The following is a 22,743-nucleotide window of genomic DNA, read 5'->3' as shown; positions in this document are numbered from 1 at the left end:
CGGCGTCCCGATCGGAGCCTCCCCCATGCGTTCACGTCGCCGTCCGGACGTGGCCCTCGCCCTCGGCGCGGCCACCCTGCTCCTGCTCACGGGCATCGCGCCCGCCGCGGCGGACGACCCCACGACGCCCGGCGACACCCCCACCGCGACCTCCTCGGAACCCGCGCCCACGCCCACACCCACACCCGAGCCGGACCCGGAACCCACGCCCGAGCCCGAGCCCACCCCCGAGCCCACCCCCGAGCCCACCCCCGAGCCCACCCCCGAGCCCACACCCGAGCCCACACCCGAGCCGGAGCCCACACCCGAGCCGGAGCCGGCCCAGCAGCCCGACGAAGGCCGCGCCGAGGCCGCGGCCCCCGCGGCGGTCGAGCCCGCCGACATCACGGTCGACCCCGAGGCGAGCGAGATCATCGTGGGCGAGTCCGCGGCGCTGACCGTGCGCACGACCGACGACGCCGGGACGCCTCTGGTCGACGTGACCACCGAGGCGGCGTACGAGTTCGTGGGTGGCAAGGGGACCTGTGCTGCCGGCTCCTGCACCACCACCGTCGCCGGCTACTTCGCGATCAAGGTGACCTGGGGCGGCTTCACGGACATCGTCGGTCTCCTCGCGCGTCCGGGAGCGCCGGTCGGGATCACCCTCACCCCCGCGAACGCAACGGTCTCCGTGGGCGACGAGGTGCTCCTCGGCGCCCAGGTCGTCGACCAGTACGGCAACGCCGGGAACAACGCCGGTGAGACCGACTTCACCGCCGACGCCGGGCTCCACTGCGCTGCCGACGGCCCGAGCCGCACCCGCTGCGCGGCGAGCGCGACGGGCACCTACGCGGTCACCGCGACCCTGCGCAGCGACCCCGCGCAGACCGCGACCTCCAGCCTGACGGTCGTCGAGGACAACGACGCGCTGAAGGAGATCAGCCTCACCGCCCAGCAGTCAACCGTCGTCGCCGGCGAGCCGATCGTGGTGACGGTGGCCGGCCGCACCGACGACGGCACGACGTTCGACGTCACCGACCGGGCCACCTTCCAGATCTGGCGAGCCGACAGCCTCACGGACGTCGACCTCTCGGAACCGCAGGCCTGCCCCGCCGGCACCTGCACCATGACCCGCGCCGGCGGCTACCTGATCGCCGCCACGGTCGACCAGCTCACCGCCGGCACCGGCGTCGAGGTGGTCGCGGCGGCTCCGACGGGACTCGACCTCACCCCCGCCACCGCGGCTGTCACGGTCGGCGGGCCCGCCGCCTTCCAGGCCCGGCTCGTCGACGGCTTCGGCAACCGGACCCTGGTCGACAGCGCGACGACGTACACCATCGAGGCTCCGGGCACCTGTGACCTCAACATCTGCACGTCGGCGACACCGGGGGTCTACACCGTCACCGTGACCGCGGACGGCCGGAGCGCGACCGCGCGGCTGAGCGTGCACGCCGACGCCCGCCCGACCGACGCCATCGCCCGGATCGAGCTCCAGCCGAGCGCACCGAGTGTCACCGCCGGACAGCCCGGCAGCTTCATCGCCTACGCGTACGACGACGACGGTCGGCCGCTCGGCACGGTGACCGAGGAGACGAGCCTCGAGATCGAGGGCGCCGGCACCTGGCGCGGGCCGTACGGGCTGCGCTCCCTGTCCTGCAGCAACGACACGTGCACCTCCACCGTCGCCGGACGGCACACCGTGACGGGGCACTTCGGCGATCTCACCGCCACCAGCGCCCTCGTCGTGGTACCGGGCGCCCTGGCAGTCAGCGGCCTCGGACCCGGCAACGCCTTGATCCGCGCCGGCGAGACGCAGACCTTCACGCCGGGAGTGATGGACGAGTACGGCAACCTCGCACAGCCGGGTGCCATCCCGTTCGGCGTGGAGCTGGCGGCCAGCGAGGGCGCCTCCTGCACGGGCATGGTCTGCGGATCGACGAAGGCCGGCATCTACGTCATCACCATCGGGTCGATCAACGGCGTGGAGGCCGGCCACGGGTTGCCGTACCTCGGCTTCCTCACGGTGATCCCCGGCCCGGCCGATCGCCTCGGGATCGACCCGCCCACCACGACTGTCGCGGCCGGCACCCCGGTCGATCTCACGGCGACCGCCTACGACGCGTACGACAATCCGATCGACGACGTCACGGCCGAGACCACCTTCGTCGCCCCGACCGGTGCGACCTGCACCGCGAACCGGTGCTCGAGCACCGTCGCGGCGACGTACCCGATCGACGCCAGCCACGCCGGCCTGTCCGCCGTCGCCCACCTGAGCGTCACCCCCGGACCGGTCGACAGACTGACCGTCTCGCCGGGGACGGCGAGCATCACCGTCGGCCAGACGCAGTCGTTCACGACCGTGGGCTTCGACGCGTATGACAACGAGGTCGGCGACCTCACCGAGGCGACCACGTTCACCGTGACCGCACCCGGCGCCTGCGCCGCGAACGCCTGCGGCTCCGCCGAGGCCGGTGAGCTCACCGTGACCGGGTCGTACGTCGTCCCGGGCCTGCCTCTGCCGGAGCGGATCGCCTCCGGCCGCTTCGGCGCCGTGTTCGCCGCCCCCGGCGACACGGTGGCCGGGACGGCGACGCTGACCGTCTCCGCCGCGAGCAACCCGAACCCCGGCACCCCCGATCCGGGCGCGGGGACCCCGGGCACCGGCGTTCCCGGGACCGGCGGCGCCCCCGGTGATGGCGGGAAGAACGGCAACGGCGGGAAGGGCGGTGCCGACGGGACCGGCTCCGGGTCCGGGTCCGGCGGGCAGAGCGCCGACGCCGGGGAGGCCGGCGCCCTGCCCGCCACCGGGTCCGGAGTGACCTGGTGGCACGGCCTGGCCGGCGCGCTGCTCCTCCTCGCCGGTCTCGCCGTCGTCCGTGCCCCCGGGCGGCGCCGACACACCACCTGAGCGAGGCCGGGGCCGGTGCTGTCTCGGGGACATCACCGGCCCTCTCCCCGACCGCTGAGTCGCAAGACATCGGTGACCCTGGGGCGGGGTCTTGGTGGTGATATCTCTCCGGGTGATCGCGGCCGCATCCCCGATTTTGGAGTCCCGAAGCCGGCCTCCCGGGCCTACCGTCGATGGATGCGGGTGAACCTGATCTCCACGATGGCCATACCGGGTCCTGTGACTCCGATCCCGCCGACTCGAACGGGTGATCCGGATGGAAACGAACACCGATCGCCGACTCAATCGCCGACTCAGCGCTTGGGGCCTCGCAGCACTGGTCACCACCTCGCTCACCGCGTGCGGCACCGGCGTCTCCGATGGCCCCCAGGCCACGTCCAACAGCGCTTCGGCGGCCGAGGTGCACGCTGAGGCACAACGCGTCTACGAGAGCTTCGCGGGCACCCAGGATCAACATGACGCTGCCTACGTCCTGCAGACCTACGCCAGGAACGGTCCACTCGACGCATGCCTCGAACAACGGGGCTATCCAGAGTGGGACTGGTCACTGTCCCGGCCCTACTCCGCCCCCTACGATGCCCTGCGCCCCTCCATCTGGTTCGCCGAGATCGGTGACCGCGTGTACTCGGAGAACGAGATCGCAACCCGCCCCTACTCCGAGGCGGAGAAGGTGATGAACTCCGACGAGCCGCGCCCTGCCGACTACGAGCAGGCGATCCGAGGCTGCGAGGCCAGCACGAAGCCGGCCAGCGACGACGAGGTCGAACGCGGCTCCCACCCTGCTGGGGCATCGGCACTGATCGAGGCATGGCGAACGGTGCTGAGAGAAGCTGGCGCCGAACTCGGCGGCGATCCGGCGGCCTACGACGACTGCATGGCCGCAGCGGATCTACCAGTGCTCGAGAAGAACAGCGCGACCTACGACGACCTCGCTCCCGTCATGGCCGGCGAAGCCGGCAAGGTCGGTCCGCCCCCGGCCCCGGGCCAGGACCCCGGGACCTACACCGACGCCTGGCAGCACCTCCTCGAACTGGAGGACCAGGTCCTCGCCGCCGACACGACCTGCCGCACAGACGTGCACGACCGCGAGATCAGCAACCTCATGCCCCTGATCACCGAGTTCGCCGAAGAGCATGCCGAGGACATCGCGATCGCTCACCAGGGTTGGTACGAGATCGTGGCTCGGGCAGTGCAGCTCGGCTACCACGGCCAGGATGGCCCACTCGGGAAGTAGCCGGCTGGCGGTCTTTGATGATGTCCCGGCCTGTCCGGCAGGGGGGACATACCCCTGTGTCCAGGATCCGGGTCCCCGGCGTGACCCACGTCGGCAACGCCGGCCCGGCCTGCGATCCGGCACCGCCAGACGTCACCGATGTCCTGATGCAGAACTGTCACCGATGTCTTGGGACATCACACTCCGAGCTATCCACAGGGGTCGGTCGAGTCGAACGTATGTTCGATGTATCTGATAGGATCGACGTACGTCGCGCTCTCCGAAAGGCCGCACGATGACCGTCGCACCACTCGTTCAGCAGCCGTTGCTGGCTGCGGTGGCCGACGCGCGTGCGTCGCTCGACCAGGTGGCTGACCTGCAGCCGTTGTACCTCTCGATCACGGAGAAAGAGCAACTGCTGGTCGAGTCGGCCAGGCTGGCGGCACAGGTCGACGAGCTGCGGCTGCGTTGTCTCGCCGAGGCAGGTGATGTCGCCGAAGCACATGGTGCCCGCGACGCCGGGGCGTGGCTGGCCCACACGGCACAGCTCGACCCCGCCGCGGCTCGAGCCGACGTGCATCTGGCAGCTGCGTTGCAGACGCGGCCGCTGGTCGCTGCCGCGATGCGAACCGGTGCGGTGAACGCCGCACAGGCCCGGGTGATCACAGCGGCGGTCGATGACCTGCCCGAACAGCTTGGCCCCGACCTGCGCGCCGATGCCGAGGCGCGGCTGGTGGACTACGCCGACGAGTTCGGTCCAGCAGAGCTGCGACGGCTCGGACGACGGATCCTCGACGTGCTGGCGCCACAGATCGCCGAGGAGGAAGAGGCCAAGCGGCTGGAGGCCGAGGAAGCCGCAGCACGCGACCGGGCCACGTTGAGGTTCCGCAACCTCGGCGACGGGCGCTCCCGGATGTCCGGGGTGCTGCCGACCAGTACGGTCGAGCGACTCAAGGGCTACCTCGACGCCCACACCAACCCCGCCCGCCACACACCCACCGACCCCGACACAGAGGCTGACGCCGGGGCCGGCCCGACTGAGGACGCGAACCCGGACGTGGCGCGTTCGCCGTTCCACCGCCGCCGCGCGTGGGCGCTCATGGACCTGCTCGAGCTCCTCGACCCCGACCGCCTGCCCCAGCACGGTGGCGACGCGACCGCCGTCACCGTGACCATCGGTCTCGACCAGCTCCGCGCCGACCTGGCCACCGCAGGCTTGCTCACCAGTGACGGGGAAGAGACGATCTCGGCCAGCGAGGCACGGCGACTGGCCTGCCAGGCCCGGATCATCCCGGTCGTCCTCGACGGCCACGGGCGCGTGCTCGACCTCGGTCGGTCGGCCCGACTGTTCCAGCCCGCCCAACGCGCGGCGATCCGGCTCCGCGACCACGCCTGCCGTGCCGAGGGATGCACGATTCCCGCCCGCTGGTGCCACCTGCACCACCTGGACCCCTGGTCAGGCGGCGGGACGACCGACCTGGACCTGGCCGTGACCCTGTGCGGCCACCACCATCAACGCATCCACGACCACCGCTACACCCACCAACGGTTGCCCGACGGCGACATCCGCTTCCACCGACGCAACTGAGCCGGCGGATGCGGGGACTGGATAGGCTCGCGGAAGCCCATCGCCCCGGAGGAATCCCATGTCCGTCGTGAAGATCAACGCCATCCAGGTCCCGCCCCAGGCCGGCCCCGAGCTGGAGAAGCGGTTCGCCGCCAGGGCGGGCGCCGTGGAGGGCTCCCCCGGCTTCCTCGGCTTCCAGCTGCTGCGACCCACCGCCGGGGAGGAGCGCTACTTCGTCGTGACCCACTGGGCCGACGAGGAGTCCTTCGCCGCCTGGCGCGACGGGGACGCGCGCGCGGCCCATGCCGCGCCGGCGGGCGAGGCGCCGCGCAAGCCGGTCTCGACCGGCGCGGACCTGCTGGAGTTCGAGGTCGTGCTGGACGTCAAGCCGGCCTGATCGCGCTCAGCAGCCGACCGGGACCGCCGCCTTCGCACCCGCGACGGCCGCGGACGCCGTCGCCTGCTGGGACCGCGCGCCGGCGAGAGCCTGCCGGGCCACCTTCGCCCGCTTCCTCGCCTTCGTGACCTTGGCCTTCGCGACACCCGCCTTCTTCAGCTTCTTGAGCTTCTTCGCCGCCTTGGCCGCCTTGGTGGTGGCCGCGTCGACGGCTGCCGCCGCGACCGTCGCCGTCGCGATGGCTCCCGAGACGGCAGCCGCGGCCGCAGCACACGCCGCCGGGTCGGTCACCGGCCCCCGGGCGTCGGACTCGGCGAAGCCCGGCTCGGCGAAGCCGTCGGCCCTGACGACCTCCTGGACGACGATGCTCCGGCCCACGTCGGCGGGCCGGACGACATAGGTCGGCGCGGCGCCGGTGGCCACGATCGCGTCTCCGGCCGACCACACGTAGGACCGGACCTCGACGTCGCCGGGCTCCCAGACGCCCGGCGTGACAGTGAGGGTCTGGCCGACCTGGGGCGTGCCGGTGATCACCGGTCGCAGCACGTTCGCGATCCTCCGCCCCGGGTCGTCTCCCGTGCAGTCACCGGCGTCGGCGGCCGTGAGGTTGGCATCGATGCCGGCGCGGTCCTCCTCGCGGACGTCGATCGTCGTCGCGTCCCCTGCCGTCGCCGCGCCCACGTAGTACTCGCACCGGCGGATCTCCGGGTCCCGGAACCGGAGCCGATAGGAGCCCTCCGGCACGGTGAGCGAGTAGCTCCCGTCCGGTTTGCTGAACGTCCAGTCCTCCTCGGTCCAGGGCTCGGACGCGGCGACCGACGCGTCCCGCCACGAGACCCGGACGAAGCCACGCGCGACGCCGTCCACCGCGACCCGACCGGAGATGACTCGCGCGGCCGAGAGCCGGGGGCTGATCCCACCCACGCCCGGGGCACCGACCTCGATCGGCGTCCCGCCGGCCCACCGCTCTCCGATCCACGCCTCCTCCTGGTCGTCGAAGTGGATCGCGTATCTGCCCGGGACCGTCCGGAGCGTGTAGGTGCCGTCAGCAGCGGTCCGCGTGCCGGCGACCGGGGTCAGGCCGCAGCCATCGCCGCACGAGCCGGAGGCGAACACGGCGATGCCACCGATCGGGTGGCCGACGAGGTCCCTCACCACGCCGGAGACGTGAGCGAGCGGACCGAACCGGAGGTCGACACCGCTGGCGCCGCCGACGGCGACCACCACGTCGCGAGACTCGACACCGTAGCCATAGCTGTCCCCGCCGGGGACCACGAGGGCGTTCGCCTCGGCCTCGACCCGGTAGCTGCCGGGTGCCACCGCGACCGCATAGCCGTCGGCACCGGTCGTCGTCTCGGCGACCACGTCCCAGACGCCGTCTCCCCCGTTCTGCAGCACCGCGACGCGGGCACCGACGACGGGAGCCCCGGCGTCGTCGGTCACCGCGCCGGTCACCGTCGCGGCGTCGGTGAGCTGGGCATCGATCGCGCCGCCCGTCGTGGGGAGGACGACGCTCGTCGCCGTGCGCAGCACCCGCGCGCCGTCGTAGTACTCCGTGGCATAGCCGTTCGCCCGGAACCGGATCCGGTACTTGCCGTCGTCGAGGGCGAGAGCGGCGGTGTCGTAGGCACCGCCGGTGTCGGTCGAGGTCGTCCCCGCCTGGACCCAGAGCGTGCCCACGCTCTCGTAGAGGGTGACCGAAGCCCCGGCGATCGGGACGCCTCCGCTGTCGGTGACGTGGCCGGCGATCGCGCCCGCCGACGACGACGCGGCGGGGGTGGTCGCCGCGGCCACACCCGGGCCGCAGACGGCCAGGAGCAGCACGACGAGCTGAGCGAGGAGTCGGAGGGGCCGCACGCAGGTACAACGGCCCGCCGTCCCCGGGGGAACGGCGGACCGGCGTACTCGCCGGCTACTTCATCAGGTAGCAGGGCTCGGTGAACTCGTAGCCCTCCGCGGTCTCGCCCGTGAACGGGTCGACGGCCAGGGAGACCTTGGACGACGCCGCCTGGTCGACCTTGTTGAGCTGGGTCACCCGGACGGCGTCCTCGTTGGGATCGCCGGCCCAGTTCGCGGTGCCGTCGGGCAGGGTGCCCTCGCTCTCGATGCCGGTGAGGCTGTTGGCGACGTCGACCATGCCCTCGCGGTCGAGCTTGTCGTCATCGATCGCCTGCTCCAGGATCGCCTTCATCACGTAGCCGCTGCTGAACCCGATCGAGAACCAGTCGTTGGGCGCGGTCTCGCCGGCGGCCTCACGCATCTTCTCCATGCCGGGGGTGTCGGCGTCCCAGGTCGGGAACGACGACGCCTGCAGGTACATCGCCTCGATCGCCGGTCCGGCGGGCGAGGCGAGGATCGCGGCGTTCCAGCTCGGGATCGAGCCGATGAACCTGCCCTGGTAGCCCTGCTGCGCGGTCCCGCCCACGACGGCCGCGACCTCCTTGGGGCTGGTGGCGATCACGACGTAGTCGGGCTTCGCCTTGAGGACCGCGGCGACCGCGGCGGACTGGTCGTCGCCGCCGTCGACGGTGCCGGTCGTGATGTCGGTGAACTCCAGGCCCCGCTCCTCGGCGGCGATCCGGGCGCCAACCATCGCGTCGTCGCCGTAGTCGCCCGGGAAGTGGACGACGGCGACGGACTTGCCGCCCTCGTCGGCGGCGTAGTCGACGATGTTCATCGCCTCCGTGCAGTAGCTGGAGCCGACCTCGATCGAGATGTCGTCGAAGATCCAGTTCGAGCCCAGCGAGGCCGGGCCGAGCAGGATCGACTCGTTGGTCGCGTCCTCCAGGATCGCGTTGGTGTGGGCGGTGCCGAGGGACTGGGTCACCGCCAGGATGTCGTCCTTGATCTCGTTGAAGAGCTCGGCGTGCTTCTCGGGGTCGTAGCCGCTGTCCTTGACGTACTCGGACACGTTGACCTCGTAGTCCCCCACTCCCCCGTCGGCGTTGACCTGGTCCCAGAACGCCTTCTGCCCGGCCGTGAACGGCTCGCCGACGCCCTTGAAGACGCCGGTGAGGTCGGTGATCGTCCCCAGGTAGATGCAGCCCTTGCTGTCATCGACGGCGTCCGGACAGGCCTCGTCGGAGACACCCGGCGCGGCGCCGCCACCGCCGCCACCGCCGTCGTCGCCGTCGTCACGACCGCAACCCGTGACGGCCACGGACAGGGTCAGCGCGCTGGCGAGGACGCCCAGCCTTCTCGACCTACGATTCACGGTTCCTCCTGGGTTTTCCTGGTGCGGTCCCCGGCTCAGTACGAGAAGGGGAAGCTCTTCCAATAGGTGCGGATGCGGTGCCAGATGCCGAAGAGCCCGCGGGGCTCGAACAGCAGGAAGGCGACGATGAGCACGCCGTACATGACCTGCTCGAACTCGAAGACGTTCGGGTGCTCGCTGGCCGAGCTGGAGAGGAAGGGCACGAAGGCCGGCAGCTCGCCGGCGATCCGGGGCAGCATGGCGATGAGCAGCGCGCCCATGATCGTGCCCGAGACGGTCGCGACGCCGCCGATGAGCACGATGGCGATGAACTGGATCGACATGAGCAGGCTGAACGACTCCGGGGTGAAGTGGCCGCTGGCGGAGTACATCAGCGCCCCCGCGATGCCCGCGTAGAACGAGGACAGGGTGAACGCGATGACCTTGTAGTGGGTGAGGTTGACGCCCATCACCCCCGCGGCCACGTCGCGGTCGCGGATCGCGGCGAAGGCACGACCGATCCGCGACCGGGCGATGTTGCGGGCCGCCACCGCGGCGATCACCAGGATCACGAGGAACAGCCAGAACAGCTTCTGCTCCTCGGTCCACCCACCCTTGAACCCGTTGTCGACGGTGAACTCGATGCCGAACAGCGCGGGCTTCGCCGCCTCGCGGCCGACCTGGGGACCGCCGCTCAGCTCGTTCCACTCGAAGAAGAAGTACTGGCCGATGAAGACCAGCCCGAGGGTCACGATCGCCAGGTAGAGACCGCGCAGCCGCGTCGCCAGCGGCGCGACGAGGGCGCCGAACAGCGCCGCGACCAGACCCGCGCCGAGCAGCCAGAGGGGCATGAAGTCGATGCCGAGGCCGAGATAGCGGCCGTCCGGGTCGCCGGCCATCACCGCGGCGGTGTAGGCACCGACCCCGACGAAGAAGGCATGACCGAGCGAGACCTGTCCGGCGTACCCGGTGACGAGGTTCAGTCCCAGCGCGCCGATGGCGAGGACCAGGCCGCCGCCGAGGATGACGAGGAGGTCGTCGGCCACCAGCAGCGGCAGCAGCGCCGCGACCACCAGGATCGCGGCGACGCCGGCCGTCTTGGCACGGGTGTTGAGCAGCGCCATGTCCTGCTTGTAGTCGGTGTAGAGCTCGGGGCGGCCCCACGGAGTGCCGATGCTCATACCCGTTCGACCTCCTTGGTGCCGAACAGGCCGTAGGGCCGGACGAGCAGCACCACCAGCATCACGAGGTAGGGCGTGATCGACCCGATGTTGGTGTCGAGGCCGGGGAACCACTGCCGGTGGTACGACGCCACGACCTGTTGCGCCACGCCGATCAGCAACCCGCCGAGAACGGCGCCCCCGAGCGAGTCGAGCCCGCCGAGGATGATCACCGGCAGTGCGGCCAGCGCGATGTGCCACAGGTTCTGGTCCATCGTGCGCCCGCTCGCGGCGAAGACACCGGCCACAGCGGCGAGTCCACCCGCGAGCGCCCACGAGACCGCGAACACCGCGCCCACGCTGACGCCCTGGGCCATCGCCGCCTCCTGGTCCAGCGCCGAGGCTCGCATCGCCAGGCCGATCGGGGTCCAGCGGAAGAAGGCGAACAGGGCGAGCACCAGCACGGTCGTCACCAGGAACGCCGCGATGTGGCGGTGCGCGATGTAGACGCCGCCGACCTCCCACGCGTCGATGCCCCACGGGTCGCCCACCTGGCGCGGGTCCCGTCCGATGAAGGCACCGGCCACGACCCGCACGACGATGTCGATCCCGATGGTGATGATGGCGATCACGAAGACCGCCTTGCCCACCATCGGCCGGATCGCGACCCGCTCCACCACCAGGGCGACGCCGGCGATGGCGATCGCGCCGACCACCACCGCCGGCACGAAGCCGATCGACGGCGAGAGGTAGGACACCAGCACGGCCCCCGCGAGCATGAAGGCCGGCTGGGCGAAGCTGATCACCCGCATCGACTTGTAGATGATCACGAAGCCCAGCGCCAGCAGCGCGTAGATCGAGCCGAGGCCCACGCCTCCGGCGACCGCGCCCAGGAACTGCGTCATGCCGCCCCCTCCCGTCCCGCGACGTACATGTCCTCGACGAGGTCGTGGAACATCGCGTCGATCGCCGAGCGCTTGACCTTCTGGGTCGCGGTGAGCTCGCCGTCCTCGTGGTCCAGCTCCTTCGGCAGCATCCGGAAGTGCTTGATCTGCTCGACCGGGTTGTGCCGGCTGTTGACGTCGTCGACGATCCCCTGCACCAGGGCCCTGACCTCCGCCTTCTCGGCCAGGTCGCGGTAGGTGGTGAACCCCAGCCGCTGCTGCTGCGCCCAGGCGCCGACGGTGTCGAGCTCGATCCCGATCAGCGCGGTGAGGTACTTGCGACCGTCGCCGACGACGACGGCCTCCTTGACGAACGGCGAGGCCTTGAGGGCGTTCTCGATCTCCGACGGCGCGACGTTCTTGCCGCCCGCGGTGATGATGATGTCCTTCATCCGGTCGGTGATCCGCAGGTGCGTGCCGTCGACCCATTCCCCCACGTCACCGGTGTGCAGCCAGCCGTCCGCGGAGATCGCGCGCTCCGTCGCCTCCGGGTCCTGCCAGTAGCCGGCGAAGACCGCGGCGTGGCGGGTGAGGATCTCGCCGGTCGTGTCGTCGAGGCGTACCTCGGTGCCGTCGTGGATCTCGCCGACCGTGCCGAGCCGGACCCGGCCGGGCCGGTTCGCGGTCGCGATCGCGGTGTTCTCGGTCATGCCGTAGAGCTCGTGCATGGGGACCCCGATGCCCATGAAGAACTGCAGCACCTCCGGCGCGATCGGGGCGGCGCCGCTGCTGGCATGGCGCACCCGCCTCAGGCCCAGCCGGTCGCGCAGCGCGCGGTAGAACAGCACCCAGCCGACGGCGTACGCCAGCCGGGTGCCGAGCGTGTGGCGACCGCCGGTCGCGGCCAGCCGGGCACCGAGCCGGTCGGCGCGACGCAGCCAGAAGGCGGCGTACCTGCGCTTGGCCCAGGTCGCGGAGTCGAGTTTGATCCGGGTGGTCGCGAGCAGCTTCTCCCAGATCCGCGGGACCGCGAAGAACAGCGACGGCTGCACCTCGCGCAGGTTCTGCGGCACGGTCTCGATGGACTCGGCGAAGTTGACCTGGGTGCCGGCGCCTGCGTTGTACCAGGTCGTCAGCACCCGCTCCGCGACATGGCACAGCGGGAGGTAGGACAGGGTCAGGTCGCGCGGCCCCGGCGGCGGGTGCGCGAACGGGCTGCGCTCGAGCACGGTCTCGAGGGCGAACTCGGCGTTGCCGATGGTGAGCATCGCGCCCTTCGGTGGGCCGGTGGTGCCGGACGTGTAGACGAGGGTCATCACGTCCCCGGGCTCGGCGGCGTCGACGAGGGTCTCGACCGCTCCGGGATGGGCGGCCCGGTGCTCGCGACCGAGCTCGAGCAGCCGCGTCCAGGTCATCAGCCGCGGGTCGTCGTACGGCGACAGGCCGCGCGGCTCGACGTAGACGATCGTGCGCAGCCGGGGGACGTCCTCGACCCCGAGCGCCTTGTCGACCTGCTCCTGGTCCTCCGCGAGGTGGAGGCAGGAGCCGCTGTGGGAGAGCAGATAGGCCGTCTCCGCGGTCGGGTTGGTCGGATAGAGGCCGACGGTGATCGCACGCACCGCGACGGTGGCGATGTCGAGGAACAGCCACTCCGGCCGGTTCTCGCTCTGCACCGACACCCGGTCGCCCGGTCGCACGCCGAGCGCGAGCAGGGCGTGCCCGACGTCGAGGACGGTGTCCCAGTAGTCGGCCCAGGTGATCTCGCGCCAGATGCCGAGCCGCTTCTCGCGCATCGCCACGCCCTTCGGCGCCGAGCGCGCCCGGTCGCGGATCCGGGTCACCACGGTGCGGGTCGTCATGCCGAGCTCGCCTCGCCGCCCTGCTCCGCGCCGCCCTGCTCCGCGGCGGCCTGCTCCACGGCCGCCTCGGCCGCGCCGCCGAGGTAGGCGCGGATCACGTCGGGGTTGCGCTGCACCTCCGCCGGTGTCCCGGTGGCGACCGGTGTGCCGAAGTCGACGACCAGCACCCGGTCGGCGATGTCCATGACCAGTCCCATGTCGTGCTCGACCATGATCATGGGGATCCGCAGCTCGTCGCGGATGTCGAGGATGTAGCGGGCCATGTCCTCGGTCTCCTCGAGGTTCATGCCGGCCACCGGCTCGTCGAGCAGCAGCAGCCGGGGCTCCATCGCCAGCGCCCGGCCGAGCTCGACCCGCTTCTGGACGCCGTACGGCAGCAGTCCGACGGGGAGCTTGCGCCACTGCTCGAGCTCGAGGAAGTCGACGATCTCCTCGACCCGGCGGCGGTGCCGCAGCTCCTCGTTGCGCGCCCGCCCGACCCAGGCCAGGGCGGCGAAGGTGCCGTAGCCGATGTGCTGGTGGCGTCCGAGCATGAGGTTGTCGAGCACGGTGAGGTTCGCGAACAGCTCGATGTTCTGGAAGGTGCGGGCCATGCCCAGGCGGGCGATGGCCGGCGGCCGCTTGCCCAGCAGGGACGTGCCGTGCAGCCGGACCCGGCCCTGCTGCGGCCGGTAGACGCCCGAGAGCACGTTGAAGATGCTCGTCTTCCCGGCGCCGTTGGGGCCGATCACCGCGAACAGCTCGTCGTCACCGACCGTGAACCCGACGCCGTTGACCGCCTTGACCGCGCCGAACGACAGGTGGACGTCCTCGAACTCGAGGACGGCGCTGCCCGGCGCGCTCATGACGCCCACCGCTTCCGGCGCCGGTAGTGCTTGACGTTGCGGAAGGACGACGCCGCCTCGCCGTCGGCGCCGAGACCGAGGTAGAACTCGCGGACATCGGCGTCCTCGCGCAGCTCGGCGGCCGGCCGGTCCATGACGACCCGTCCGTTCTCCAGGACGTAGCCGTGGTGGGCGATCTCCAGCGCCATCGTGGCGTTCTGCTCGACGAGCAGGATCCCGGTCCCCTGGCCGTTGATCTCGACGACGATGTCGCGGATCTGCTCGACGACCTTGGGCGCCAGGCCCAGCGACGGCTCGTCGAGCAGCAGGTACCGCGGGTCCGACATCAGCGCCCGCCCGATCGCGAGCATCTGCTGCTCGCCCCCGGACAGCAGGCCCGCCTGCCCGTCGCGCCGGTCCCGCAGCACCGGGAACAGCCCGTAGACCCGCTCCAGGTTGGCCTTCAGGTTGCGCCGGTCGGCGTACGCGCCGACCCGGAGGTTCTCCTCGGCGCTGAGCTCCTTGAAGACCCGGCGTCCCTCGAGGACGTGCTTGATGCCGCGGCGGGCGAGCGCGGACGGGCTCAGCTGACCGACCTGCTCACCGTCGAGCGTCACCGTGCCCTTGCGGATCTCCCCGTCGTGGACGTCGAGCAGGCCCGACAGCGAGCGCAGCAGCGTCGACTTGCCCCCGCCGTTGGCCCCCAGCAGCGCGACGATCCGGCCGTCCGGGACCCCGAGACTCACCCCGCGCAGGGCGAGCACGACGTCGTCGTACACCACCTCGAGGTTCTGGACAGCGAGCACCCGCGCTCCCTCCGACTGTGACCGACATCACAAGTGCGGAGAATGTAGCGGGCCGGTTCGCTGCTTGGACAGTGGTTACCGGCCAGTAGGGCCGGAATGTTACCGACGGTCGCAGGCAAGCACTCGGGTCAGTCGCGCAGGAGCGCCCGCGCCGCGCGACGCAGGTCGGCGGCGACGGCCGGTCGGCTGCCGCGGGTCAGCACCGGGCCGAGTCCCAGCCCGCGCACCGCGAACTCCGCCGTCACCCGACTGGTGGCGGCAGCCACCGGGTCCGGCGCGAAGGCCAGCTCCAGCCGGGCCCGGAAGGGTCCGCACTCCCCCTCCTCGACCCAGCGGTACGGCGGCTCGGAGAGCGTCGTGCGCATCCGCGCGGAGCGAGGACTGCCAGGCGGGCCGGTTCCCCGGGTCGGCGAGATACGCGAACGCCCGGTCCGCGGGGACCGGGAACGCGACGACGATCCGGGCCGGCGCCGTCAGAGGATCGCGCCCGGGTGGTAGTCGGCGGCGCCGGGGTGCGCGGCGACGACGGCCTCGACCTGACGGCACACCTCCTGCGTCTGGGCCACGGCCGCACCGGTGAAGGTGATCGGCTCGGCGACGAGGGACTGCAGCTGGTCGGTGGTCAGGCCGAGCCGGTCGTCGGCGGCGAGCTTGGCGAAGACGTCGTTCTCGGCCTGGCCCTGGCGCATCGCGAGAGCGGTGCCGACCGCGGCCTCCTTGATCGCCTCGTGCGCGCTCTCGCGGCCGACGCCGTTGCGGACCGCGGCCATCAGCACCTTGGTGGTGGCGAGGTAGGGCAGGTACCGGTCCAGCTCGCGCTGGATGACCGCCGGGAAGGCGCCGAACTCGTCGAGCACGGTGAGGAAGGTCTGGAACAGGCCGTCGACGGCGAAGAACGCGTCGGGCAGCGCGACCCGACGTACGACGGAGCAGGAGACGTCGCCCTCGTTCCACTGGTCGCCGGCGAGCTCGCCGATCATGGAGAGGTAGCCGCGGGTGACGACGGCGAGGCCGTTGACCCGCTCGCAGGAGCGGGTGTTCATCTTGTGCGGCATCGCGGAGGAACCGACCTGGCCCTCCTTGAAGCCCTCGGTCACGATCTCGTTGCCGGCCATCAGCCGGATGGTGGTGGCGAGGTTGGACGGCGCCGCGGTTAGCTGGACCAGCGCGGAGAGCACGTCGAAGTCGAGGGAGCGCGGATAGACCTGTCCGACGCTGGTGAGCACCCGGTCGAAGCCGAGGTGCTTCGCCACCCGACGCTCGAGGTCGGCGAGCTTGTCGGCATCGCCGCCGAGCAGGTCGAGCATGTCCTGAGCGGTGCCCATCGGACCCTTGATGCCGCGCAGCGGGTAGCGGCCGAGCAGGTCCTCGATCCGCTCCACCGCGATCATCAGCTCGTCGGCGACGGTCGCGAACCGCTTGCCGAGGGTGGTCGCCTGGGCGGCGACGTTGTGGGAGCGGCCGGCCATCACCGTGGTCTCGTGCTCGGCGGCGAGCCGGGCGAGGCGGGCGAGGGTCGCGACCGCGCGGTCGCGCAGCAGCTCGAGGGACTGCTTGACCTGCAGCTGCTCGACGTTCTCGGTCAGGTCGCGGCTGGTCATGCCCTTGTGGATGTGCTCGTGGCCGGCGAGCGCCGCGAACTCCTCGATCCGGGCCTTCACGTCGTGGCGCGTGACCCGCTCCCGTGCGGCGATGCTGTCGAGGTCTACCCCCTGCGCGCCCTGGTCGGCGACCTTCTCGTAGGCCTCCACGACACCGTCGGGGACGTCGATGCCGAGATCCCTCTGCGCCTTCAGGACGGCGATCCACAGCTGCCGCTCGAGCACGATCTTGTGCTCCGGCGACCAGATCGCGGTCAGGTCGGCGGCGGCGTAGCGGGTGGCCAAGACATTGGGAACGAGGTTCGGCACGGTCACGGGCGTTGATTCTCCCATGGCCACCCCCGAACGGCTCAGCCGCCGAGGACCGCCGCCAGGTCGAGCGGGACGACGCCGTGCTCGCCGACGGCGACCTCGCCGGACGGGGTCTCCTCGTCGAGGTGCAGCAGGACGACGCTCCACTCGCCGTCCTCGTTGCCCAGCACGTCGATGCTGTGCAGCCGCCGGTCGACGATCCAATACTGCCCGACGCCACCGGCGGCGTACTCGAGCGACTTGCGGAACAGGTCCTCGGTGCGGGTGCTCGGCGAGAGCACCTCCACCATCAGGAGCGGCGGCTCGATGACGTGGTGGCCCTCCGGCCGGCGCTCGGTGACGAGCAGGTCGGGGATCCGGACCCGGTTGCGCGGCAGCCGCACGGCCACCTCGGGGTAGACCTTGACGCCGGTCAGCGACTGCCGCAGCAAGATCAGCAGGTTGGCCGCCGCGTCCTGGTGATCGGGCGACCCGCTCCTGTGGAACACGGCCTCGCCGTCGACCCACTCGACCTTGGGCTTCTCCGGGAGCGCGAGCCACTCCTCGTAGGACATGGGGACACGCCGGAGCCCGTCGGTCTCCTCCGCTGTCGCCACAGACACATCCATCCCCTCCATTCTGACCCCTCGTCGAGCCCGGGGAAAGACCAACACGGATCAGCGGTGCCCGCTCCCGCTCTCCACAGGCATCACCGGGAGGAGGTCCGCATCGGCTCAGCCGGCGAGGATGACCGGGAGGTCCAGGGCGATCGTGCCGTGGCCCTCCACCGTGACCTCGCCGGTGGGCCGCAGGTCGTCCAGCCGCAGCAACGACTCCCAGCGACCATCGACCAACGCGTAGACGTCCAGACTGCGCGCCTCGGGGTCGACGATCCAGAACTGGCCGATGCCGGCCTCGGCGTACTCCGGTGCCTTCTCGAAGGCATCGATGAGGTGGGTGCCCGGGGAGAGGACCTCGACCACGAGGATCGGTGTCTCCTCGACCGGCTCCCTCTCCGGCCGGTGGTCGAACACCATCAGGTCGGGGCGGCGGACCCGGTTGCGCGGGAGTCGCAGCGGCACGTCGGCATAGACCCGGAGACTCGGGAACGCCCGCCTCAGCGTGCTGTGGAGGCCGAAGCCGGAGTCGCTGTGGTCGAGATTGGGCGGCACGTTCACCACGACCACCGTGCCGTCGACCCACTCCGACTTGGGCTTCTCCGGGAGCGCCCACCACTCGTCGTACGACATGCGGATCCGCTCGAAGGCGGGCACGCGGACCTCGGACACGACTGCTCCTGCTGCTGGGGACACATCAACTCTCCTTCCATTCTGCGCTCCGGGGCGGAGCGAGGGAAGGCTGCCGATCGTCGGGCGGCGGGAAACACCGGGTCGGCGTCATCCAGAGCCTCGTCAGCGCCGCGGGCGCACCAGCACCAGCTCGCCCTCCTCGCTGCTGCCGCGGATCGCGGTGAACCCGGTCTTGGCCGCGACCCGCAGGCTGGCGGTGTTGTCGGGCGCGATCGACGCACGGACCCGGACGCCGGCCGCGTCGGCCCGCGCGAGCAGCGCACCGAGCGCCTCGGTGGCCAGGCCGTAGCCGCGCGCGGGCGCCACCAGGCCGTAGCCCACCTCGACCTCGGGCACGTCGTCGTCGGCCGGCACGGGCGGCCCGAAGAAGCCGATCGAGCCGATCACGACCTGCTGCTTGAGGGACACGATCGACCGCGGCCCCCACGGATCCCCGTCACGCCACAGGGTCGCGGCACCTCGGTCGTCCTCGCGCGGGAACTCCTGGTGCCAGCCCGGCAGCCGATGGTCGTCGCGGATCGCGGCCACGGTCGACTCGTCCCACAGGACCAGCTGGAGGCGTTCGGTGAGCACGCCCGGCTGCGCTCCCGGCTCAGCCATCGACGTCCACCGCCTCCGCCACGATGACCTCGCAGGGCGGATCGGCACGCTTCAGCCGCACGTCGGTGGTCAGGAGCGGGCAGGCCAGCCGCTCGGCGAGCGCGACGTAGAGCCCGTCCAGCGCGCGCAGCCGCCCGTTGAGAACCAGCGCCCTTGCGAGCAGCTCGTCGTCGAGAGGCACGTGGTTCTGCGACAGCGCGGCGGCATCGGCCACCGCGGCCGCGGCGGCCTCCGCGTCGAGCAGGCCGCCGCGCGCCATCCGAGCGACTGCCGAGAGCACCTCGGCGAGCTGATGGCCCGGAGCGGCGATCGGCTGCTCGAGGTGCTCCAGCACGGCCGGCTTCGCGGGTTGGTCGGTCACGACGTCGACCAGCGCCGAGGCGTCGAGCACGATCATGCGCCGAACTCGTCGCGGACCTCGTCCATCAGTGCCACTGTGTCGACCCGCTGCGTGGTGCGCGCTGGGCGGCTGCGGGCCGCCGCGACCCAGTCCGCGTTGGCGCGGGCGCTCAACGCGTCGCGGAAGGCCTGCTGCGCGATCGACGAGATGGGCAGGTCGGTCCGACGGATCTCGTCGTACAGCACGTCCGGAACATAGATGTTCACCTTCGGCATACCCCCACTATAACCCCATCCTGCTTCCCCGCCGACCGGCGCGCGTCACGTCGCCGCCGGCGAGCTCCGGGTCTCGGGTCGGGCCCGAGGCCACGACCCGAGCGTGCCACGAGCCGCTGATCTGCCGCGGCCACCATCCACAGCGACGATCGGCCAAGCACTCAGGCGTCGAGCATCCGCTGCCACCAGGCGATGTCGATCCACCGGTCGAACTTGCGGCCGACCTCGCGCAGCACACCCTGTCGCTCGAATCCGCAGGCCCGGTGCAGGCCATCGCTCGCGTCGTTGGGCAGGGCGATGCAGGCGAGCGCCGTGCGCACACCCGCCGTACGCAGCCGGGCCAGCAGGTCGTCGTACAGCAGCCGGCCGACGCCACGGCCGGTGGCGGCGTGGTCGAGGTAGACGGTCACCTCACGGGTGCGGTCGTAGGCGCCCCGGTCGCGGAACGGACCGGAGTAGGCGAACCCGAGGACGTCCTCGCCCGCCACAGCGACGAGGAAGTGGTCGCCAGGATGGGTGGAGGCGAGCTTCCTCTCCCAGGTGGCTCGCGGCGGCGGGTCGGTGTCGAAGGTGGCATGCCCGTCGCGGACCTCGCGGGCGTAGATCGCGGCGACGGCGTCGAGGTCCGCGTCGTGCGCCGCGCGGACGACGACCGGTCGGTCAGTCATCGGCGAGCGAGGCGCCCTCGACGACCCCGAGCGGCTCGGCGGCGATGTCGGAGCGGCGCTGGAGGCCGTCGAAGGCGACCAGGTCGGCAGCGGCGTAGGCCCGGGCGCGGGCGTCGGCGACGTCGTACCCGACGGCGCGCACAGCCAGGACCCGGCCACCGGCGGTCACCAACCGCTGGCCGTCGCCGCCCTCGACGAGCGCGGTGCCGGCATGGATCACGTCGACGTCGGCGACCCCGTTGGCACGGCCGACCCCGGTGATGACGTCGCCCTTCGAGGACGACTCGGGATAGCCGGCGGACGCGAGCACCACGGTGACCGACGCGCCCTCGCGGAAGCGCGGCGGCTCGACGTCGTCGATCCGTCCCTCGGCAGCCGCGTGCAGCAGCTCACCCAGCGGCGAGTCGAGGAGCGCCAGCACCGGCTGCACGTCGGGATCGCCGAACCGGCAGTTGAACTCGATCACCCTCGGGCCCTCGGCGGTCAGGGCGAGGCCGACGTACAGGCACCCGACGAACGGGGTCCCGCGACGCGCCATCTCGTCGAGGGTGGGCTGCACGACGGTGTCGATGACGGTGGTCGCGAGGTCGGCGGGCGCCCAGGGCAGCGGGGAGTACGCCCCCATCCCGCCCGTGTTGGGGCCCCGGCCACCGTCGAAGATCCGCTTGAAGTCCTGGGCCGGCTGGAGGGCACGCGCGGTCGTGCCGTCGCACAGGGCGAACAGCGAGACCTCGGGACCGTCGAGGAACTCCTCGATCACGACCCGGCCGCAGCCCGCCGCGTGAGCGAGCGCCTCGGCCCGGTCCCGGGTGACCACGACGCCCTTGCCGGCGGCGAGGGCGTCGTCCTTGACGACGTACGGCGGTCCGAACTCGTCGAGCGCGGCCGCGACCTCCTCGGGGGTGGTGCAGGTGCGCGAGCCCGCCGTCGGCACCCCCGCGGCCGCCATCACCTCCTTGGAGAAGGCCTTCGACCCCTCGAGCATCGCCGCCGCCCGCGAGGGACCGAACACGGCGATCCCGGCGGCGCGCACCGCGTCGGCCACTCCGGCGACGAGCGGCGCCTCGGGCCCGACCACCACGAGGTCGACGCCGATCCGCGCGGCGAGGGCGGCGAGCGCCGTACCGTCCATCGGGTCGGCGTCGTGCAGTGTCGCGAACGCACCGATCCCCGGGTTGCCCGGCGCCACATGGACCTCGCTCACCCCGGGGTCGCGGGAGAGCGCGAGGGCGAGCGCGTGCTCGCGGCCACCGGTGCCGATCACGAGGGTCTTCACGGAGGTCGATCCTATTCGGGCGAAGGGTCGGGTCAGGCGCCGAGTCCGTTGCGGGACAGGAAGTCCAGCGCGGCGTCGGCGACCTCCTGCCAGTGGCTGTCGATCACCAGCGAGTGGCCGACGCCGGGGATCTCGACGATCTCGGTGGCGTGGTGCTGGTTCTTGCGCTGCTTCTTGTACGCCGCGTTGGCCATCGCGAAGGGCACGATGTTGTCCTTCTCTCCGGTCACCACGAGCAGCGGGCCGCGATCGGCGCCCTTCTTGGCGGCCTGGGTCTTCGCCCAGGGGTTGAAGTTCGCCGTAGCCGCCTGGAAGAGCGGGCGGCCGGGCGCCGGGGTGTGGAAGGTCGCGTAGAGCTCGCGAGCCTCCTCCTCGGACACCGCGTTGGCGAAGCCGAACCGGAACTCGTCGAAGGTGAGGGTGACCGTCCGGCCGTAGTTGAGCGGATTGCCGAGGACCGGGAAGGCGCCCTTGAGCGAGGAGTACGGCAGCGGCAGCACACCCTGGGTCGGGGCCGGGTCGATGCTCACCGTGCCGGCGGCCAGACCACGACCGGCGACGATCTGGACGAGCAGGCCGCCGAACGAGTGGCCGATGACGATCGGCTTGCGCTCCAGGCCATCGATCACCTCCTGTACGTGGTCGGCGACGTCGCGGACCGACGTGCCGGCCAGCGAGCCGCGGTTGGCGTGCGCGGCCTCGACGCTCGCCTCGTCGCCGGGCCAGTCGACCGCGACTGCGGCGTACCCGCGCTCCTCGACGTAGGCCTTCCACGCGTCCCAGCTGCCGTGCAGCAGCCAGAGGCCGTGGACGAAGACGACCGGCTGGCGGCCGGACGCGTTGGCGGCGCGGACCTCGGCGGCCTCGCGGGCGGTGACGGTACTTGTGCTGGCGCTGGCGTTCATGGCGTCTCCTGGTGTCGAGGTCCATACTGGTAGATAGACCGTTCGTTCTCTTTGATGACTCAACTGTGGAGGCACGCGATGCATTCCGTCAAGGGCGGAATTCGTAGGATCGGGACCGTGAAGGTCTCCGAGCCCCGCGAGCGCCTGCTGCGCACGGCTACCCGGCTCTTCTATGCGGAGGGCATCCGGGGCGTGGGGGTCGACCGCGTCCTGGCCGAGGCCGGAGTCACCCGAGCCACCATGTACCGCCACTTCCCGGGCAAAGAGGCGCTCGTCGTCGCCTACCTCGAGCACGAGGACGCGGCGATCCGCGGCCTGTTCGCGGCCGCCGCCGAGCAGGCCTCGGCGGCGGAGGCGACGCCCCGCGACCTGCTCGCCCTCGTCATCGACGGTGTCGCCGACGACGCCACCCGGCTGCACACCCGGGGCTGCCCGTTCATCAATGCCAGCGCGGAGTTCCCCGACGCCGCGGGGCCGGTGCGGGCCGTCGTACGACGCCACCGCGACTGGTTCCGGGCCACACTCACGGACCTGGCGGCCGCCGCCGGCGCACCCGACCCTGCGGCGACGGCCGCCTCGCTCGTGCTGCTGCGGGACGCGATGTTGGTCGGCAACTACCTCGACGGCCGCGACGTCGCGGCGGACTTCCGGGCGACGGCGCGAGGTGTGACCGGGCTCGACTGAGGC

At 71.6% G+C, this 22,743-nt stretch carries 22 protein-coding genes; 5 read left to right on the top strand and 17 right to left on the bottom strand.

Going from position 1 to position 22,743, the window contains the following annotated elements; genetic code table 11:
• Positions 1-25 precede the first annotated feature (25 nt).
• The 4 genes from KVF89_RS26300 (at position 26) to KVF89_RS26285 (ending at position 6,064) form a co-directional block, all read left to right on the top strand.
• Positions 26-2,887, top strand: coding sequence for a hypothetical protein (locus KVF89_RS26300; protein ID WP_257430882.1), 2,862 nt, complete (start codon positions 26-28; stop codon positions 2,885-2,887).
• Positions 2,888-3,143: 256 nt separating this feature from the next.
• Complete coding sequence (locus KVF89_RS26295; RefSeq protein ID WP_257430094.1) at positions 3,144-4,121, top strand: hypothetical protein; 978 nt, start codon at positions 3,144-3,146, stop codon at positions 4,119-4,121.
• Between the two features lie 274 nt (positions 4,122-4,395).
• Positions 4,396-5,688 carry an HNH endonuclease signature motif containing protein gene (locus KVF89_RS26290; protein WP_257430093.1) on the top strand — a complete coding sequence of 431 codons (1,293 nt, stop codon included), beginning with the start codon at positions 4,396-4,398 and terminating at the stop codon, positions 5,686-5,688.
• Between the two features lie 58 nt (positions 5,689-5,746).
• Entirely contained in the window at positions 5,747-6,064 is a 318-nt protein-coding gene (locus KVF89_RS26285; RefSeq protein ID WP_257430092.1) for an antibiotic biosynthesis monooxygenase family protein, read from the top strand.
• A 6-nt stretch (positions 6,065-6,070) separates the two neighbouring features.
• Here KVF89_RS26285 and KVF89_RS26280 read toward each other — a convergent pair whose 3' ends face one another.
• The 17 genes from KVF89_RS26280 to KVF89_RS26200 form a co-directional block, all read right to left on the bottom strand.
• Positions 6,071-7,921 (bottom strand): carboxypeptidase regulatory-like domain-containing protein, encoded by a 1,851-nt coding sequence (locus KVF89_RS26280; RefSeq protein ID WP_257430091.1) that lies wholly within the window; start codon positions 7,919-7,921, stop codon positions 6,071-6,073.
• Positions 7,922-7,976: 55 nt separating this feature from the next.
• Entirely contained in the window at positions 7,977-9,278 is a 1,302-nt protein-coding gene (locus tag KVF89_RS26275; protein ID WP_257430090.1) for an ABC transporter substrate-binding protein, read from the bottom strand.
• 35 nt (positions 9,279-9,313) lie between these two features.
• Positions 9,314-10,438, bottom strand: coding sequence for a branched-chain amino acid ABC transporter permease (locus KVF89_RS26270; protein WP_257430089.1), 1,125 nt, complete (start codon positions 10,436-10,438; stop codon positions 9,314-9,316).
• Positions 10,435-11,322: a branched-chain amino acid ABC transporter permease gene (locus KVF89_RS26265; RefSeq protein ID WP_257430088.1), complete on the bottom strand. Its 888-nt coding sequence runs from the start codon at positions 11,320-11,322 to the stop codon at positions 10,435-10,437. The genes KVF89_RS26270 and KVF89_RS26265 overlap by 4 nt, the downstream gene beginning before the upstream one ends.
• A complete protein-coding gene (locus KVF89_RS26260) occupies positions 11,319-13,160 on the bottom strand; it encodes an AMP-dependent synthetase/ligase (protein ID WP_257430087.1) in 1,842 nt (613 codons plus the stop codon). The genes KVF89_RS26265 and KVF89_RS26260 overlap by 4 nt, the downstream gene beginning before the upstream one ends.
• Positions 13,157-14,005, bottom strand: coding sequence for an ABC transporter ATP-binding protein (locus KVF89_RS26255; protein WP_257430086.1), 849 nt, complete (start codon positions 14,003-14,005; stop codon positions 13,157-13,159). The genes KVF89_RS26260 and KVF89_RS26255 overlap by 4 nt, the downstream gene beginning before the upstream one ends.
• Positions 14,002-14,790 carry an ABC transporter ATP-binding protein gene (locus tag KVF89_RS26250; RefSeq protein ID WP_257430085.1) on the bottom strand — a complete coding sequence of 263 codons (789 nt, stop codon included), beginning with the start codon at positions 14,788-14,790 and terminating at the stop codon, positions 14,002-14,004. The genes KVF89_RS26255 and KVF89_RS26250 overlap by 4 nt, the downstream gene beginning before the upstream one ends.
• Before the next feature lie 128 nt (positions 14,791-14,918).
• Positions 14,919-15,155 (bottom strand): hypothetical protein, encoded by a 237-nt coding sequence (locus KVF89_RS26245; protein ID WP_257430084.1) that lies wholly within the window; start codon positions 15,153-15,155, stop codon positions 14,919-14,921.
• A 108-nt stretch (positions 15,156-15,263) separates the two neighbouring features.
• A complete protein-coding gene (purB, locus tag KVF89_RS26240) occupies positions 15,264-16,724 on the bottom strand; it encodes an adenylosuccinate lyase (protein ID WP_257430083.1) in 1,461 nt (486 codons plus the stop codon).
• Between the two features lie 17 nt (positions 16,725-16,741).
• A complete protein-coding gene (locus KVF89_RS26235; RefSeq protein ID WP_257430082.1) occupies positions 16,742-17,311 on the bottom strand; it encodes a Uma2 family endonuclease in 570 nt (189 codons plus the stop codon).
• 105 nt (positions 17,312-17,416) lie between these two features.
• Positions 17,417-17,971 (bottom strand): Uma2 family endonuclease, encoded by a 555-nt coding sequence (locus tag KVF89_RS26230; protein ID WP_257430081.1) that lies wholly within the window; start codon positions 17,969-17,971, stop codon positions 17,417-17,419.
• 123 nt (positions 17,972-18,094) lie between these two features.
• Positions 18,095-18,592, bottom strand: a complete 498-nt coding sequence (locus KVF89_RS26225; protein ID WP_257430080.1) for a GNAT family N-acetyltransferase — start codon at positions 18,590-18,592, stop codon at positions 18,095-18,097.
• Positions 18,585-18,989: a type II toxin-antitoxin system VapC family toxin gene (locus KVF89_RS26220; protein ID WP_257430079.1), complete on the bottom strand. Its 405-nt coding sequence runs from the start codon at positions 18,987-18,989 to the stop codon at positions 18,585-18,587. The genes KVF89_RS26225 and KVF89_RS26220 overlap by 8 nt, the downstream gene beginning before the upstream one ends.
• Positions 18,986-19,207, bottom strand: coding sequence for a type II toxin-antitoxin system CcdA family antitoxin (locus KVF89_RS26215; protein WP_257430078.1), 222 nt, complete (start codon positions 19,205-19,207; stop codon positions 18,986-18,988). The genes KVF89_RS26220 and KVF89_RS26215 overlap by 4 nt, the downstream gene beginning before the upstream one ends.
• Before the next feature lie 161 nt (positions 19,208-19,368).
• Entirely contained in the window at positions 19,369-19,875 is a 507-nt protein-coding gene (locus KVF89_RS26210; RefSeq protein WP_257430077.1) for a GNAT family N-acetyltransferase, read from the bottom strand.
• On the bottom strand, positions 19,868-21,151 hold the full coding sequence (gene purD / locus KVF89_RS26205; RefSeq protein WP_257430076.1) for a phosphoribosylamine--glycine ligase: 1,284 nt from the start codon (positions 21,149-21,151) through the stop codon (positions 19,868-19,870). The genes KVF89_RS26210 and purD overlap by 8 nt, the downstream gene beginning before the upstream one ends.
• 32 nt (positions 21,152-21,183) lie before the next feature.
• Positions 21,184-22,056 carry an alpha/beta hydrolase gene (locus KVF89_RS26200; RefSeq protein WP_257430075.1) on the bottom strand — a complete coding sequence of 291 codons (873 nt, stop codon included), beginning with the start codon at positions 22,054-22,056 and terminating at the stop codon, positions 21,184-21,186.
• A 117-nt stretch (positions 22,057-22,173) separates the two neighbouring features.
• Between KVF89_RS26200 and KVF89_RS26195 the strand changes: the two genes are divergently transcribed.
• Positions 22,174-22,740: a TetR/AcrR family transcriptional regulator gene (locus KVF89_RS26195; RefSeq protein ID WP_257430074.1), complete on the top strand. Its 567-nt coding sequence runs from the start codon at positions 22,174-22,176 to the stop codon at positions 22,738-22,740.
• Positions 22,741-22,743 lie beyond the last annotated feature (3 nt).

Source organism: Nocardioides carbamazepini (genome assembly GCF_024614185.1).
Lineage (GTDB): Bacteria > Actinomycetota > Actinomycetes > Propionibacteriales > Nocardioidaceae > Nocardioides > Nocardioides carbamazepini.
The sequence above is the reverse complement of the archived record's forward strand: the minus strand, read 5'-3'. Positions and strand labels throughout refer to the sequence as shown.